The sequence below is a fragment of the Parabacteroides gordonii MS-1 = DSM 23371 genome (assembly GCF_000969825.1).
GTDB lineage: Bacteria > Bacteroidota > Bacteroidia > Bacteroidales > Tannerellaceae > Parabacteroides > Parabacteroides gordonii.
This window is the reverse complement of the sequence record NZ_KQ033919.1, coordinates 1,973,858-1,989,380: the sequence shown is the minus strand read 5'-3', so window position 1 is coordinate 1,989,380 and position 15,523 is coordinate 1,973,858. Positions and strand designations below refer to the sequence as shown.

The 15,523-nt window shown below is 43.4% G+C and carries 10 protein-coding genes; all 10 read left to right on the top strand.

From position 1 onward, the window contains the following. Nucleotide 1 precedes the first annotated feature (1 nt). Entirely contained in the window at nt 2–742 is a 741-nt protein-coding gene (locus HMPREF1536_RS07890) for a hypothetical protein (protein ID WP_028726496.1), read from the top strand. Nucleotides 743–751: 9 nt separating this feature from the next. Next, entirely contained in the window at nt 752–2,404 is a 1,653-nt protein-coding gene (locus HMPREF1536_RS07885) for a PCMD domain-containing protein (RefSeq protein ID WP_028726495.1), read from the top strand. Nucleotides 2,405–2,751: 347 nt separating this feature from the next. Then, on the top strand, nt 2,752–7,521 hold the full coding sequence (locus HMPREF1536_RS26575) for an InlB B-repeat-containing protein (RefSeq protein ID WP_167331490.1): 4,770 nt from the start codon (nt 2,752–2,754) through the stop codon (nt 7,519–7,521). Nucleotides 7,522–7,597: 76 nt separating this feature from the next. After that, nucleotides 7,598–7,891 (top strand): nucleotidyltransferase family protein, encoded by a 294-nt coding sequence (locus tag HMPREF1536_RS07875; RefSeq protein WP_028726494.1) that lies wholly within the window; start codon nt 7,598–7,600, stop codon nt 7,889–7,891. Then, nucleotides 7,884–8,258, top strand: a complete 375-nt coding sequence (locus HMPREF1536_RS07870) for a HepT-like ribonuclease domain-containing protein (RefSeq protein WP_028726493.1) — start codon at nt 7,884–7,886, stop codon at nt 8,256–8,258. Before HMPREF1536_RS07875 ends, HMPREF1536_RS07870 begins: the two co-directional genes overlap by 8 nt. A 71-nt stretch (nt 8,259–8,329) precedes the next feature. Continuing rightward, nucleotides 8,330–10,369: a methionine--tRNA ligase gene (gene metG / locus HMPREF1536_RS07865; protein ID WP_028726492.1), complete on the top strand. Its 2,040-nt coding sequence runs from the start codon at nt 8,330–8,332 to the stop codon at nt 10,367–10,369. Between the two features lie 139 nt (nt 10,370–10,508). Further along, complete coding sequence (locus HMPREF1536_RS07860) at nt 10,509–11,672, top strand: DegT/DnrJ/EryC1/StrS family aminotransferase (protein ID WP_028726491.1); 1,164 nt, start codon at nt 10,509–10,511, stop codon at nt 11,670–11,672. After that, the gene (locus tag HMPREF1536_RS07855; protein WP_028726490.1) at nt 11,662–12,681 is read left to right on the top strand and encodes a Gfo/Idh/MocA family protein; all 1,020 of its coding nucleotides are present in this window, start codon (nt 11,662–11,664) and stop codon (nt 12,679–12,681) included. The genes HMPREF1536_RS07860 and HMPREF1536_RS07855 overlap by 11 nt, the downstream gene beginning before the upstream one ends. Before the next feature lie 212 nt (nt 12,682–12,893). Beyond that, complete coding sequence (locus HMPREF1536_RS07850; RefSeq protein WP_028726489.1) at nt 12,894–13,823, top strand: UDP-glucuronic acid decarboxylase family protein; 930 nt, start codon at nt 12,894–12,896, stop codon at nt 13,821–13,823. A gap of 21 nt (nt 13,824–13,844) precedes the next feature. Next, the gene (locus HMPREF1536_RS07845) at nt 13,845–15,158 is read left to right on the top strand and encodes a UDP-glucose dehydrogenase family protein (RefSeq protein WP_028726488.1); all 1,314 of its coding nucleotides are present in this window, start codon (nt 13,845–13,847) and stop codon (nt 15,156–15,158) included. The last annotated feature ends 365 nt before the right edge of the window (nt 15,159–15,523 follow it).

The following is a 15,523-nucleotide window of genomic DNA, read 5'->3' as shown; positions in this document are numbered from 1 at the left end:
TATGAAACAACTCTTATCTTTAACCGTTTTGTTGCTTCTCTGTTTTTCTTTTCCTGCGTTGGCCAAGAAGAACAAATACGACCGGGGCATTCTGATGAAAACCTTTATTCCGAAAGGGCAATGGATGGTCGGTACTACATTTTCCTATAGCGAACATGTGGATGAGAATTTTGAGTTTTTGTCTGTGTTGAAGGATATTAACAGCGAAGGGTATACCTTTAAGGTTACTCCGTTGGTAAGCTATTTTATCCGCGATAATATTAGTCTCGGTGGACGGTTTGCCTATTCGCGTTCGAATATGGATATAGGTAATATATCGTTGGAGCTGGGTGACGATCTGAGCTTTGCGGTCGAAAACTTCAAGTCTGTATCCAACACATATACGGTTGCTGCCTTTATCCGTACCTATCTGAATCTGGGAGACAGCAAGCGTTTCGGATTGTTTAATGAGGCACGTGTGTCGTATGGTTATTCGGAAAGCAATAGCAGCTCGGGTACGGGTATCGATCTTTCCGGTATGTATCAGTTGAAACACAACCTGAATATCGGTCTGGCTCCCGGGTTGACTGTCTTTATCAACGATTACGTGGCAGCCGAGGCTTCGGTCAATGTGGCGGGATTGAACTTTAACTGGTATGACCAGACGAAAGACCAGGTGTATAAAGGGAAACGTACGGCAAGTTCCGCTAATTTCAAGATCAATCTGTTGTCGATCGATTTAGGTATTGTCTTTTATTTGTAAAAACAGGGCATGAAAGGAAGAAATCATATATTGTGTTTTTTATTAAGTCTGTTGCTGGCAGGCTGTGTGAAAAACGATCTGCCTTATCCTACCATCAAAGGGGTTATCGAGGAGTTCGCCATCGAAGGGCAGACTTCGGCAAAGATCGATAAGGCTTCGGCTTCCGTCTCTGTGAAGGTGGCGGATACGTTAGACTTAAGAGACCTGAGGGTGGAAAAGCTGGTCGTTACTCCGGGCATGACCGTGCTGCCGGATTCTGTTGCCTGCAAAGACTTCCTGCATTTCCCGGATACCGGATTTGTGTCGGTAGACAGTTTGCCCGCAACGGTCAATACGCGGATGAACTTCAGGAATCCGGTTTCTTTTCTGCTTCGTTTGTATCAGGATTATCCCTGGAAAGTGACGGTGGAACATGACATACAGCGTAAAGTAACTGTTGCCAACCAGCTGGGGGCTTCCCTGATCGATGCTGATACGCATAATGTAATTATATATGTGGATTCAATGGCCCAGCCTTCTTTGCGTAAGGTGAAAATAGAGACTTTCCAGCTGGGTAGCAGCATTGCAAAAACGACACCCGAACCATCGGCGGTCACCGATTTCACCCGTCCTCGTGTATTTCAGGTATCGGCTTTCGGTGAAACGGAAGAATGGACCGTGAGTGTGGCGTATCCGCCTGCCGGCATGTCGTTTACCTCATTGTCCGCTTGGGCGAAACGGGCGGTAGTAACGGGCAAGACATTGACCGGACAGGTTTCGGCTCGCTATCGCGGTAAACCGCAGGCGGAGACAAAGGCCGATTCGGAAGAAGGTTGGGAAGAGGTGCTTTCCAGCGAAATAGAGATAGATGAAGAAGGAAACTTCACGTTGGTCTTTACGCATCTTAAACCAAGCATGGTGTATGAATATCAGTTAACGGTGGATGGTGTAGCCGAGGATATCAAAACATTTACGACGGAGGCTGTGGAGTTGGTGCCGAATCTCTCGTTGGACGATTGGTTCAAAGATGGCAAAAGCTGGTATGCTAATCTCGACCTGACAGCGGAAAACTATTTCTGGGATTCAGGCAACAAGGGCTCGAATGCGGTAGGTGAAGCCAATCCTACTTCTCCCGAAACAAGTGATGTCGTAAAAGGAAAAGCAGCCCGTCTGGAAAGTAAAACGGTGGCCGGTGTGTTTGCAGCCGGTAGCCTTTATTGCGGTACATTCGGCAAAGTGGAAGGGCTGAGCGGTGCTTCGCTGAACTTCGGCCGTCCGTATACCGGTCGTCCGTCAGCCTTGCGTGGCTACTATAAATACAATTCCGGCACGATCGATAAAGCGAAAGATCCCTATAAGGATTTGGAAGGTCGTAAAGACTCCTGTCATATTTATATGGCGTTGTTCTCCGATTGGACAGCTCCTTTTCCTGTCAATACGAATACAGGAACCTTTGTCGACCTGACCTGGAACAATGAAAGCCTGCTTGCCTTCGGCCAACTGGTTCAGGGCGAAACAGTCAAGGATTATACGCAGTTCCGTATCGACCTGCAATATCGCGACCAGACAACAAAGCCAACCTATATATTGATTGTAGCTTCCGCCAGCAAGTATGGCGATTACTTTACAGGCAGTACGAGCAGCGTGTTGTTGCTGGATGAGTTGGAGTTGGTGTTTGAATAGGATTCGAATGTGGAAGAAAACCTGCTTATCGAGTAAGGTCAAATCTACTCGATAAGTAGATGCTCGTCTACTTAGTAAGTAGTGGGGGGGTCTGCTTATTAAGTAGACGATGCTCTACTTAGTAAGTAGTTTTTGGCTTGCTTCAATACTTCATAGAGCGGTTGTTAAGAATGAAATAAGAAACCGGATAGAACCGGAGGCTTTAAACCTCGGTTTTGGACCGGCATAAAATAAAAACAGTTTAAGAATAAATAGAGTAGTATCGGAAGAACGTATGTTTTCTTCCGAAAGAAACTGGGTTTTCTCCCGAAAGAAACGGTGTTTTGCTGGGAGGAAAGGATATGAAGATGGAAAGGAAGAGATATATGAAATGGCTGGTTTTGCTGGTCGGGGTACTTTGCTCGGTCGGGGTGAAGGCGGTGGATGTGAATTCTGCAAATGCGTTAAAAGATGCATTGCAAGGAAAAGCTACAGTTAATGGAAATACGGTGACATTGACGGGTAATGTAAACATATCGGAGACGATTAAGATAAAAGGAGGAGATATTATTTTGAATTTAGCAAAGTATATCATCTCTATGGAGAAGACAAACTCAAAAGCAACTTGCATTCTGGTCGATGGAAATAATGCTCGTTTACTCATTAAAGGGGGTGGAAAAATATCCGTTACAACAAAATATAAATTTGGAGGTGGCTCAGGATATGATGCTGTCGCTTTAGAATTTAAATCGGGTTTTTTGCAGATTTTGGATTGTGATCTAGAAGCATCAACGCCATCTGTAGCAACTGCTTATACAATAAAATCTTCAACTTCTTTGGCATCTCTTATACCTTATGGAGCGTATGTGTCGAATCAAAACATATCGTACACGGATAGTAATTTGAGCGAGTATATGGCGTGGACTAAGGGCACTTATGCAACAAATATAAAATCATCCAACTACAAAGCTGTGTTTAATATAAATGGACAGCAATATTCAGCGATCTCTAATTACACTTTGGATGGAGGCTTTTCCTATCCCAACTATGAAGTAGGAAAAGGTTATGAATTTTCTAATTGGAGGACATCGACTAATAATGTCACATATGTGAATGATATTCCGGTCTTAACAAATCGGGTAGCTAGTGGTACAATCACATTTGATGCTACAACATTATTAATAGAATATAAGATTAGCTATGATTTAAATGGCGGAGATACGAATCCCAATACGATTGAATACTATACAATAAAGGAAAATGAAGGAAAACCAATTACTTTGCAGGCTCCAACCAGACGGGGATATGATTTTACTAGCTGGCGACATAATGATGCGATTGTAAGGACAATTAACTATGACGATGTTGAGGCACAATCGGTAGATAAGGTATATACCTTAACAGCACAATGGGAAAAACATATATATAATGTAACATTTGATGTAAATGTAAATGGTGTAAAACAAGGAACATTCACAATTGATGATAATCATTTCTCTGAACCTGATGCCGATCAGATTCCTGAAGGGAAGGTCTTTGATGGTTGGTACATAAAAGGAACAAATACAAAAGTAGAGTTCCCTTTGGTTGAACTGAAAGATTTGCAGCTTGAAGCCCATTGGAAAGACAAAACCTATTATGCCTCTTTCTATGACGGAAATACAGAAGTGAATAAAGAACCTTTTACCGTTACAACTGGATTAGCTTCATTTGAGAATCCGGACTTCAAAGATGGATACATCTTTGAATATTGGATGGATGTCCCGGAAAATGGGAAAAAGGTTATATCTATTCCTACGAACGTTTCTGGAGATAAGGTCTTTTATGCTAAATGGACTCCTATCGAATATACATTGACGTATGATCTGAAGGGTGGTTCTTATGCCGGTGATAAAACGATTACTTATACATATAATGAGAGAGCTATACTATTAACCGGTGATGTGGTATCTCGTACTGGTTATAAACTTAAAGGATGGAAATTGGGGGATAAGCAGGTTACAGAAGTTCCGGTATCTGACGGTACGGTGAGTGATGGAGGACGAAAAATGTCTTTTACAATCACTGCCGACTGGGAGTTGATCAATTATGATATTGTATTTATTGAAAATGGTGGCACACCTGTTGACGATCGTAAATATAATGTGAAAGAAGGAGTTTCAGAAAAGGATATGCCTAAAACGGAGCGTGCCGGTTATAAATTCTTAGGTTGGTATAATGATCAGGATAAAGTAGTGACATCGATTGCTCCGGGTAGCGAAAAATTAACATTAACGGCCAAATGGGAGTTGATTGTATATAATATAACATATAATTTGTTTGGCGGTACGAATCCGGATGATGCCCCTACAACGTATACCTATGAAACGGAGGCGATTAAATTGCCTGATCCAACAAAGGAACATTACACTTTTGGAGGATGGTTTACTGAAGAGGAATTAGAGAATGCGGTTGAAGTTATAGCAACGACTTCCACGGGCAATAAAGTGTTTTATGCGAAATGGTCTCCTAAGACATATATTTTGACATTTGATCCATGCGGAGGACGTATTAGCCAAACAACGCAGCAATATGTATATGGCGAAGTAACGGAATTTGCCCGTAAACCATACAGGGATTACTATGGTTTTGCTGGTTGGTATTATGATAAAGCTTATACACAACCTTTTGGAGGTAAGATTGCAGCCGATAAAAGTGGCGATCATACATTATATGCTAAATGGGCGCCTGCAAAATATGAAATCGAATTAAATTGCTATTACGGAGAGTTTCTGGCAGGAACGAATGAGCCGACTTCGTATACGTATGGAAGTACAGTAGACAAACTTCCAATACCTATACGTGAAGGTTTCTCTTTTGCCGGTTGGTATGCAGATGATTTATTGACAAAGCCGGTATCTTCTCCGGTGGTTAAAGCGACAGATTCCGGCAACAAAACCTTCTACGCCACCTGGGATCGTGGTTACCAATTAATCTTTACCCAACCCTCTTATGGTAAGATTACCGTTACCCGCAATGGCGTTGCCTTGCCTGCCGGAACGATGATCGGTAAAGGCGAATCGTTGGCGGTGACAGCCGAAGCGACGGATGCGAATTATGAATTGAAACAACTGGTCATTGACGGTAAGACGTATACCTCCAGTCCGCAATTGATAACGATGCCGGAAAAGGATTTGAAGATTACGGCAGAGTTTACAATGTCATCTGTCCCTGCTGCCCCTGCCCCTAAAATAAACCTTACCCCATCCGGTGTAGATAAATTCCCGAAGGGAGAAGAGGTGAAAGTGCAGTTGGAGAAAACAGATGAGGCTACAACTTTATATTACCGTTTGGACGGTTCGCCGGAGAAGGCTTATTCGGGTGAGTTCCTGGTTGAGAGTGCTAAAGATACGGTTCTTTTGGAGGCTATTGCCAAGAAAGATGGTTATCGGGATGGGGTAACAACACGTTATATCATCTTCGATAACGGGAAGATTACCCTGACTTTCGATCTCCCCCTTGGCGTGAAAGCGAGCAACCCGACAGGTGGCGATGTGGTGACGGCTACCACGACCGGAGGCTCTTTTGAATTTAAGCTGACGGTAGATAAAAACTATTATACGAATCTCGACTCAATGGTTGTCTCGGCAAATGACTCGACGATTCGGGCGAATGCTTCCGGACTTTATACGTTGACGAATTGTTCTTCCGATATTATGGTGACTGTCTCCGGCCTGAAAGCCAGAACCTGCACGGTTACATTGCAGCAGACAGAGAACGGGAAGATCAGTTTTACAGACGGAGCAGAAGAAACGACCGCGACAGTAGACTATGGGGCGACAGTCTCTATAACAGCAACGGCGGATGAAGAGTATAAGTTCCTGCAATGGAGTACCGGCAGTCAAAGGAACCCTTTGCAACTGACAGTAACGAAGGATACGACTATCTCAGCTCGTTTTATTTCCGATTATAAAGCCTACGCGATTACATTGCCGCAATTGGAAGGGGTAACGGTGAAACCTTTTTCCGGCTTTACTACTGAAGTGAAGAAAGACGGAACTTTCAAATTCTATCTGCAATTTGCCAATGGTTATCACGAAGATAATCTGGTGGTTCGCGCTAATGGAGAAGAGTTGACGAAGAATAAAGGGGGATATGCGATTTACCATATCAATAAAAATATCAGTATTTCTGTTGAAGGTATTGGTAGGGATGCCATGACGTTGAAAGTACCTGAACATGTAACTGCGAAAGTTGTAGAGACTATGGCAGATGTTACCAAGCAGGGGGTATATGGAGAAACGGTGGTTCTGTTGCATGCGGAAGCACCGGCCGGTAAAGTCTTTACCAAATGGACAGATGGAAAAACAGATAATCCCCGTTTATCAACGGCATTAGATGCGGCACAACTGATCCCTCTTTTTGATGATAAAGGAGACGAGTCTTATGCGAAAGTGATTCTGAATCAAACGGCCGGAGCGGGTATTACCGGTGTGAATGCAAACTTGGATGCTGTAAAGAGTGGAGATGTGGTACAATTAAAAGTTGTTTTGCTGCCGGCATACAGTCAGAGTGAAGTGGTGTTGACAGCTGACGATCAAAAACTGTCACCAGAGGTCTCTTTACGTGCTGCAACAGATACGAAAACGTATGTGTATAAATTGCCGGTACAGAAAGACGGGGTTGCGGTAAAAGTGTCTGGATTAAAATTAAATACCTATGATGTAACGATGGCTCAAACAGATGGCGGAACTGTATCTGTCCTTCCTATCGGAAAAGTAACACATGGTGATAAAATTCAGCTTAAGGCACAGCCGGCATCAGGGATGTTATTTGTCAAATGGTGGGACGGAAACACCCTGAACCCTTATCCATATACGGTAACATCCGATACGGAAGTAAAAGCATATTTCTTAGGTGCAGAATCCACTGTCAATAACGAATCGATCCAAAAAGAAGAAAATGCCCAGATCACGGTATCCGGACAAACGTTATCGGTTACTGTTGCAGAAGAGTCGATGTTATATATATGGGATTACAAAGGCTCCCTGTTCCGTAATCAGAAGATACCGGCCGGAGCATACACATTGAACTTACCTGCCGGGGGATATCTCGTGAAAGTGGGAGATATGGGAACAAGGAAGATTATAATTCGATAAATAAAAGGATAATAAGGCATATCCTTGCAAATACAAACGAAATTACTTTACTTTGTGATAAAGTAAGTGTTTGTTTATGAAGACAAAGAAGGAATATATAGAGTTACTGCGTAGCTATTTTTTGAATAATGCCAAAGGATATGGCGTTGTTCGGATGGCTTTGTTCGGTTCAGTTGTCAGGAATGAACAAACAGAAAATAGCGATGTTGATGTCGCTTATGAAGGAGAAGCTAATCTTTTACTGCGCAGCCGTATGAAACAGGAATTGGAATCTTTGTTTGGATGTAAAGTAGATCTTGTTCGTTTGAGAAAGCAGTTGGCTGGTTCTGATTTTGGGAAAAATATCTCAAAAGATTTAGTCTATGTTTGAAAAAGAAAGAATTCTTTCCTTGCTTAACAGAATAGAAAATTCTATTTTGCTGATACAAACTAAATCCGGACAGATATCCAGTGCTGAGGATTTTTTATTAAGTCCGGATGGAATGTTTGTTCTAAGCGGTATTTGTATGCAATTGATATTTATTGGAGAAAGTGTTAAGACAATTGATAATAAAACAGGACATTCTTATTTAATAAATTATCCGATTGTACCATGGACTGGAATTATGGGTTTACGGGATATTATTGCTCATGAGTACCATCGAATAGATGAAGAAGAAATATTTAATGTAATAAAACGGGACTTAGATCCTCTCCTCAATACTATCCGTCAGATGAAGACTGACTTATCAGTGTAAATACGATCACCCTATATTCACTTTTCACAAATATTTCCGTACCTTTGCCCCTCAAAAAGAGAACACAAGGTATGGAAAAACAGTTTAAGAGAACGCTGATTACTACGGCGTTGCCGTATGCGAACGGGCCGGTACATATCGGGCACCTGGCTGGTGTGTATGTGCCTGCCGATATATATGCCCGTTACCTTCGCCTGAAGGGAGAGGATGTTTTGATGATCGGGGGATCGGACGAGCACGGTGTGCCTATTACCCTTCGCGCTAAAAAAGAAGGGGTTACACCGCAGGATGTGGTGGATCGTTTTCATGGCATCATCAAGAAATCTTTTGAGGACTTCGGTATCACGTTCGATATCTATTCCCGTACAACTTCGCCGACACATCGACAGGTGGCATCGGACTTCTTCCGCACCCTGTATGAGAAAGGCGAATTCATCGAAAAGACAAGCGAGCAATACTACGACGAGGAAGCTAAACAATTCCTTGCCGACCGATATATAACCGGTACATGTCCGCATTGCGGCAACGAAAAAGCGTATGGCGACCAGTGCGAAGCCTGCGGTACTTCGTTGAATGCTACAGACCTGATCAATCCGAAGTCTGCCATCAGCGGTAGCGAGCCGGTGATGAAGGAAACCAAACACTGGTATCTTCCGTTGGATAAGCACGAGCCTTTCCTGCGTCAATGGATATTGGAAGATCATAAGGAATGGAAATCAAACGTATACGGACAGTGTAAGAGCTGGTTGGATATGGGATTGCAACCACGTGCGGTAAGCCGCGACCTCGACTGGGGTATTCCTGTGCCGGTGGAAGGTGCTGAAGGTAAAGTGCTTTATGTATGGTTCGATGCACCGATCGGCTATATCTCCAATACAAAAGAATTGCTGCCGGATAGCTGGGAGACCTGGTGGAAAGATCCTGAAACCAAGATGCTGCATTTCATCGGTAAGGATAACATTGTGTTCCATTGTATCGTTTTCCCGTCTATGCTGAAAGCCGAAGGCTCTTTCAACCTGCCGGAGAATGTGCCTGCCAACGAGTTTCTGAACCTGGAAGGCGACAAGATTTCCACCTCTCGTAACTGGGCGGTTTGGTTGAATGAATATCTGGTGGATATGCCGGGTAAACAGGATGTGTTGCGTTATGTATTGACGGCCAACGCTCCGGAAACGAAAGATAATGACTTTACCTGGAAAGATTTCCAGGCTCGCAATAATAATGAACTGGTTGCTATTCTGGGTAACTTCGTAAACCGTGCCTTGGTACTGACGGAGAAATACTTTGAAGGTAAAGTGCCTGCTGCTGGTGAGCTGACCGATTACGATCGTCAGACATTGAAGGATTTTGAAGATGTGAAAGCCAATGTGGAACGTCTGCTGGATACGTATCATTTCCGTGATGCGCAGAAAGAGGCTATGAACCTGGCCCGTATCGGTAATAAATACCTGGCGGATACAGAACCTTGGAAACTGGCCAAGACGGATATGGAACGTGTGGCAACGATCATGAATATCGCTTTGCAGATCACAGCGAACCTGGCGATCGCTTTCGAACCGTTCCTGCCGTTCAGCATGGAGAAACTAAATAAGATGTTGAACGTAGAGCCGTTGGGGTGGAACCGTCTGGGCTCGACAGACTTGCTCGAAGCCGGTCATCAGTTAGGTAAATCAGAACTTCTGTTCGAGAAAATCGAAGACAGCGTGATCGAAGCACAGGTTCAGAAGTTGTTGGATACGAAGAAAGCAAACGAAGAGGCTAGTTATAAGGCTAAAGCAATTCGGGAAAACATTGAATTCGACGATTTCACAAAACTGGATATCCGCGTAGGTACGATATTGGAATGTACAAAAGTGCCTAAGGCAGATAAGTTGTTGCAGTTCCGTATCGATGATGGGTTGGAGAAACGTACGATCGTTTCCGGTATTGCCCAGCATTATGCACCCGAAGAGTTGGTAGGAAAACAAGTTTGCTTTATCGCAAACCTGGCTCCCCGTAAGCTGAAAGGGATCGTATCGGAAGGAATGATCTTGTCTGCGGAAAACTTTGACGGTAAGCTGGCTGTCATCACTCCGGAAAAAGAGGTGAAACCTGGTAGTGAAGTAAAATAAGAGAAATAAACCTTGCGTAAGAGGTATCAAAGGTGTGTCATCTTGTTTCCGCATGAATGGCACACTTTTTTTATAATAATGTAGCAGTTGCTACGTTATTAAATGCAAGGAAAAACAAAACGGGTACAAGAGAATAAAGATGTTTGAAAAACAGATACAAATGGTCGATTTGCATGGACAATATCATCGCCTGAAAGAGGAGATTGATACTGCGATGCAAACAGTAATCGAAAGCAGTGCCTTTATCAATGGCCCTCAGGTGAAAACCTTCGGAGATCATTTGGCCGGCTATCTGGATATTCCTTACGTGATCCCATGCGGGAATGGAACGGATGCCTTGCAGATCGCACTGATGGCGCTCGAACTACAGCCGGGGGATGAGGTGATCGTTCCTGCATTCACTTATGTGGCTGCTGCGGAGGTGATTGCTTTATTGGGGTTAACGCCTGTCCTGGTGGATGTCGACCCGCAGACTTTCAATCTCGATCCGCAGAAAATAGAAGGGGCGATCTCCCGTAATACGAAGGCGATAATAGCCGTGCATTTGTTTGGACAGTCCTGTGATATGGAGCCGATCCTGCAACTTGCCAAAAGATATCACTTGTATGTGATAGAAGATAATGCCCAGTCGATAGGAGCTGAATATACTTTTGCAGACGGGCATGTGAAGAAAACCGGAACGATGGGAGTGATCGGAACGACTTCTTTCTTTCCTTCCAAGCCATTGGCCTGTTATGGGGATGGGGGAGCCCTGATGACTTCCGACGAGATACTGGCTAAACGTATCCGTATGATCGCCAATCACGGGCAGGAACGTAAATATCATCATAAACTGATCGGATGTAATTCGCGGTTGGATACTTTGCAGGCTGCTGTGTTGGATGTGAAGTTGAAACATATCGATGAATTCACGGAAGCCCGCAGAGTGGTTGCCGGAAGGTATGATGAAGCACTGGCTTCGTGTGATCTGTTAATCATTCCGAAGAGATCTGCTTTTTCTACCCATGTATACCATCAGTATACGATTCAGTTGAAGCCTGCGGCTGGTTTTTCAGAGATGGCGAAGCAACGGGAGCTGTTGCAGAGTTACCTGAAAGAGAAAGGTATTCCTTCGATGGTTTATTACCCCTTACCTCTGCAGGCACAGGATGCCTATAAATGGATGGCCCGTACGCCGGGATGTATCGATGAATCGGCTCGTTTGAGCAAATGCGTCTTGTCACTGCCTATCCATACCGAAATGTCGAAAGAAGAACAAGAATATATAATTGATGCTATAGTCAATTTTAAATATGATGAATAAGATAAAATTTGCCGTAGTTGGTTGTGGGCATATCGGAAAGCGCCATGCCGAAATGGTGACCCGCGATCCGGACGCTGAACTGGTTGCCTTGTGTGATATCCGTCCTCGTGGGGAGTTGGGAATAGAGGCTTATGATGTCCCTTTCTTTACGGATCTGCAGGATTTGTTGCAAAGCGGTCTGCAGATAGATGTAGTTAACATCTGTACGCCGAACGGCTTGCATGCTTCTATGGCGGTAAAGGCTGTTGAGGCCGGATGTAATGTGGTCATAGAAAAGCCGATGGCACTGACGCTGGCAGATGCGGAGAAGGTGGTTTATGCTTCTTTGAAATATCATAAACAGGTGTTCTGTGTGATGCAGAACCGGTATTCTCCTCCTTCTGTATGGATCAAGGAAATGATTGAGTCCGGTAAACTCGGTAAGATCTATATGGTTCAGTTGAATTGTTATTGGAACCGTGATGACCGTTACTATAAACCGGGCGGCTGGCATGGGGATGCAGCATTGGATGGGGGTACGCTTTTCACCCAGTTCTCCCATTTTATCGATATCATGTACTGGCTGTTTGGCGATATTTGCAATATCCAGGCTCGTTTCGCGGATTTCAATCATGAGAAACTGACTGCTTTTGAAGATTCAGGCTTCGTAAACTTCAACTTCGTGAACGGAGGAATGGGTAGTCTGAATTATTCAACCTCTGTATGGAACAGGAATATGGAAAGCAGTATGATGATCGTAGCCGAGAATGGCAGTGTAAAGATCGGCGGTCAATATATGAATGAAGTGGAATATTGTCATGTGAAAGATTATGAAATGCCGGAGCTGGCTCCGACTAATCCGGGTAATGATTATGGTCCTTATAAGGGTTCGGCGCAGAACCATAACTTCGTGATCCGCAATGTCGTTCGCGTATTGTCGGGCACAGGATCGGAAAGTATTACTACCAATGTACTGGAAGGTATGAAGGTGGTCGATATGATACAGCGTATTTACGCACAGAAAGAATAATTGCATAACTAGTATTAATAACATAAGTAGTTTTAGTAAGTCACTCCGGCTGCTTTTGTACAAATAAGCTTTTTTATAGGGGTAGAATCCCTTCAATTTCCTATCTTTGTGACAGTTTAGTCATTCTCGGCATGGGACTGACGAACCTTTGCGTGCTTTCATTTTTTGAAGCTTGTTGAGATATATAGGGAAACTCAAATTTAACAAATAGCATGAAACAGATTTTAGTTACCGGAGGAGCCGGATTTATAGGCTCTCATCTTTGTGAACGCCTGCTGAAAGACGGAAACAATGTGATTTGTATGGATAATTATTTTACAGGTCGTAAACAAAACGTTATCCACTTATTGGACAATCCATATTTTGAACTGGTCCGCCACGATGTGACGTTTCCTTATTATGTAGAAGTTGATGAAATCTATAATCTGGCTTGTCCGGCGTCGCCTATACATTATCAGTTCGATCCGGTGAGTACAACTAAAACATCAGTTATCGGTGCTATCAATATGCTAGGGTTGGCTAAACGTACAAAAGCCCGTATCCTTCAGGCATCTACCAGTGAAGTATATGGGGATCCGGTGGTTCATCCTCAGGAAGAAAGTTATTGGGGAAATGTGAATCCGATAGGTATCCGGAGTTGCTACGATGAAGGCAAGCGTTGTGCGGAGACTCTGTTTATGGATTATCACAGACAGAATAAAGTCGACATCAAAATCATCCGCATCTTTAATACCTATGGCCCGCGTATGCGTCCGGACGACGGTAGAGTTGTATCAAACTTTATCGTGCAGGCTCTGAAGGGGGAAGATATCACTATCTATGGAGACGGAAAACAAACCCGTAGCTTCCAGTATGTGGATGACCTGATCGAAGGCATGGTTCGTATGATGGCTTCAGAAAACTTCACCGGCCCCGTAAATTTAGGTAACCCCAGAGAGTTTACAATGATAGAACTGGCAGAGGTAGTGCTTAAAATGACTAACTCAAAATCAAAAATAATATTTACACCGCTTCCTGCTGATGACCCCAAACAGCGCAAACCGAACATCTCTTTGGCAAAGGAAAAGCTGAATGGCTGGGAACCGAACATCCGTTTGGAAGAAGGGTTGGTTGAGACGATTAAGTATTTCAAAAGTCTTTAATTTTGTATTTGATTATAAATTATGAAAATAGCGATAGTAGGTACAGGCTATGTAGGTCTGGTAACCGGAACCTGTTTTGCCGAAATGGGTACCGAAGTTTTTTGTGTAGACGTAAATACCGAAAAGATTGAGAACCTAAAACAAGGCATAATTCCTATCTACGAACCCGGGCTGGAAGATATGGTTCATCGTAACCAACAGGCCGGAAGATTACATTTTACAACTGATTTGACAGAGTGCCTGGACGAAGTGGAAGTTTTGTTCAGTGCCGTAGGTACACCGCCGGATGAAGATGGAAGTGCGGACTTGAAGTATGTGCTTGAAGTGGCTCGTACGGTTGGCCGCCATATCAAGAAACATATTTTGGTGGTGACAAAGAGTACGGTTCCTGTCGGTACGGCGAAGAAAGTTCGTCAGGCTATTCAGGATGAATTGGATAAACGGGGGGCACAGATCGAATTTGATGTTGCTTCCAATCCTGAATTCCTGAAAGAAGGAGCGGCGATCAGTGACTTTATGAGTCCGGATCGCGTTGTTGTCGGTGTCGAATCGGAGCGTGCGGAAGAGTTGATGACTCGTCTGTATCGTCCTTTCCTTTTGAATAATTTCCGTGTGATTTTTATGGATGTGCCATCCGCAGAGATGACCAAATATGCTGCAAATGCTATGTTGGCTACCCGTATCAGTTTTATGAACGATGTGGCTAACCTGTGCGAGATTGTCGGTGCCGATATAAATATGGTGCGTAAAGGCATCGGTTCGGATAACCGTATCGGTAATCGTTTCTTATATGCCGGTATCGGTTATGGAGGTTCTTGCTTTCCGAAAGATGTAAAAGCGCTGATCAATACAGCGAAACTGAATAACTATCCGATGCGTATTTTGCAGGCGGTAGAAGATGTCAATGATGAGCAAAAATCTCTGTTATTCCGTAAACTGGAAAAACATTTCAATGGAGATCTGAAAGGTAAGCGCATCGCTATTTGGGGATTGGCATTTAAGCCGGAAACAGATGATATGCGTGAAGCTCCATCATTAGTACTGATAGAAAAGTTATTGGCAGCAGGTTGTGAGGTATATGCCTACGATCCGGTAGCGGTTGAAGAGTCTAAACGTCGTATCGGAGAGTCTGTACATTATGCAAAAGACATCTATGATGCTGTTGTAGATGCCGATGCCCTGATGCTCGTTACGGAATGGAAAGAGTTCCGTATGCCTTCCTGGTCTGCCATTAAGAAACTGATGGCTACCCCGCTGGTACTTGATGGCCGTAATATCTATGACATCAAGGAGATGGAGGAGAATGGGTTTGTTTATCATTGCATAGGGCGGTAAATGCAGGACATTCGATAGTAAAAAGGATGGTGTGTTTGTTCTCAAGAGTTTTTGAAAAAGAACTATCACACTATCACCTTTTTTATGTATCTTTTGATTTATAAGTGATTTAATGGTGATAGTTGATGAAATCATCTATCACTGATCTATCACAAACTATCACTGTCTCTATTTTTGTGTTAAGTATATACTTTTTCATATCGAACAAGTTACCTTTTTAAGACAAAACAAGGAGAAAAGTTGTTCGAGATCCCTATTTTCATGCTTTTTACACCCCGATCTGAACGATGCGGAGACCTGGGTGTGAAGTTGTTCGAGACCCGGGTCTCAATGAGTTTTTATAGTTATGTCGTTGAAAATAAGTA

Excerpts from the sequence above, each read along its gene's own strand:
- HMPREF1536_RS07885 (WP_028726495.1), top strand. The coding sequence starts at position 752 with ATGAAAGGAAGAAATCATATATTGTGTTTTTTATTAAGTCTGTTGCTG.
- HMPREF1536_RS07875 (WP_028726494.1), top strand. The coding sequence starts at position 7,598 with ATGAAGACAAAGAAGGAATATATAGAGTTACTGCGTAGCTATTTTTTG.
- HMPREF1536_RS26575 (WP_167331490.1), top strand. The coding sequence starts at position 2,752 with ATGGAAAGGAAGAGATATATGAAATGGCTGGTTTTGCTGGTCGGGGTA.
- metG (WP_028726492.1), top strand. The coding sequence starts at position 8,330 with ATGGAAAAACAGTTTAAGAGAACGCTGATTACTACGGCGTTGCCGTAT.
- HMPREF1536_RS07855 (WP_028726490.1), top strand. The coding sequence starts at position 11,662 with ATGATGAATAAGATAAAATTTGCCGTAGTTGGTTGTGGGCATATCGGA.
- HMPREF1536_RS07860 (WP_028726491.1), top strand. The coding sequence starts at position 10,509 with ATGTTTGAAAAACAGATACAAATGGTCGATTTGCATGGACAATATCAT.
- HMPREF1536_RS07870 (WP_028726493.1), top strand. The coding sequence starts at position 7,884 with ATGTTTGAAAAAGAAAGAATTCTTTCCTTGCTTAACAGAATAGAAAAT.
- HMPREF1536_RS07890 (WP_028726496.1), top strand. The coding sequence starts at position 2 with ATGAAACAACTCTTATCTTTAACCGTTTTGTTGCTTCTCTGTTTTTCT.
- HMPREF1536_RS07845 (WP_028726488.1), top strand. The coding sequence starts at position 13,845 with ATGAAAATAGCGATAGTAGGTACAGGCTATGTAGGTCTGGTAACCGGA.
- HMPREF1536_RS07850 (WP_028726489.1), top strand. The coding sequence starts at position 12,894 with ATGAAACAGATTTTAGTTACCGGAGGAGCCGGATTTATAGGCTCTCAT.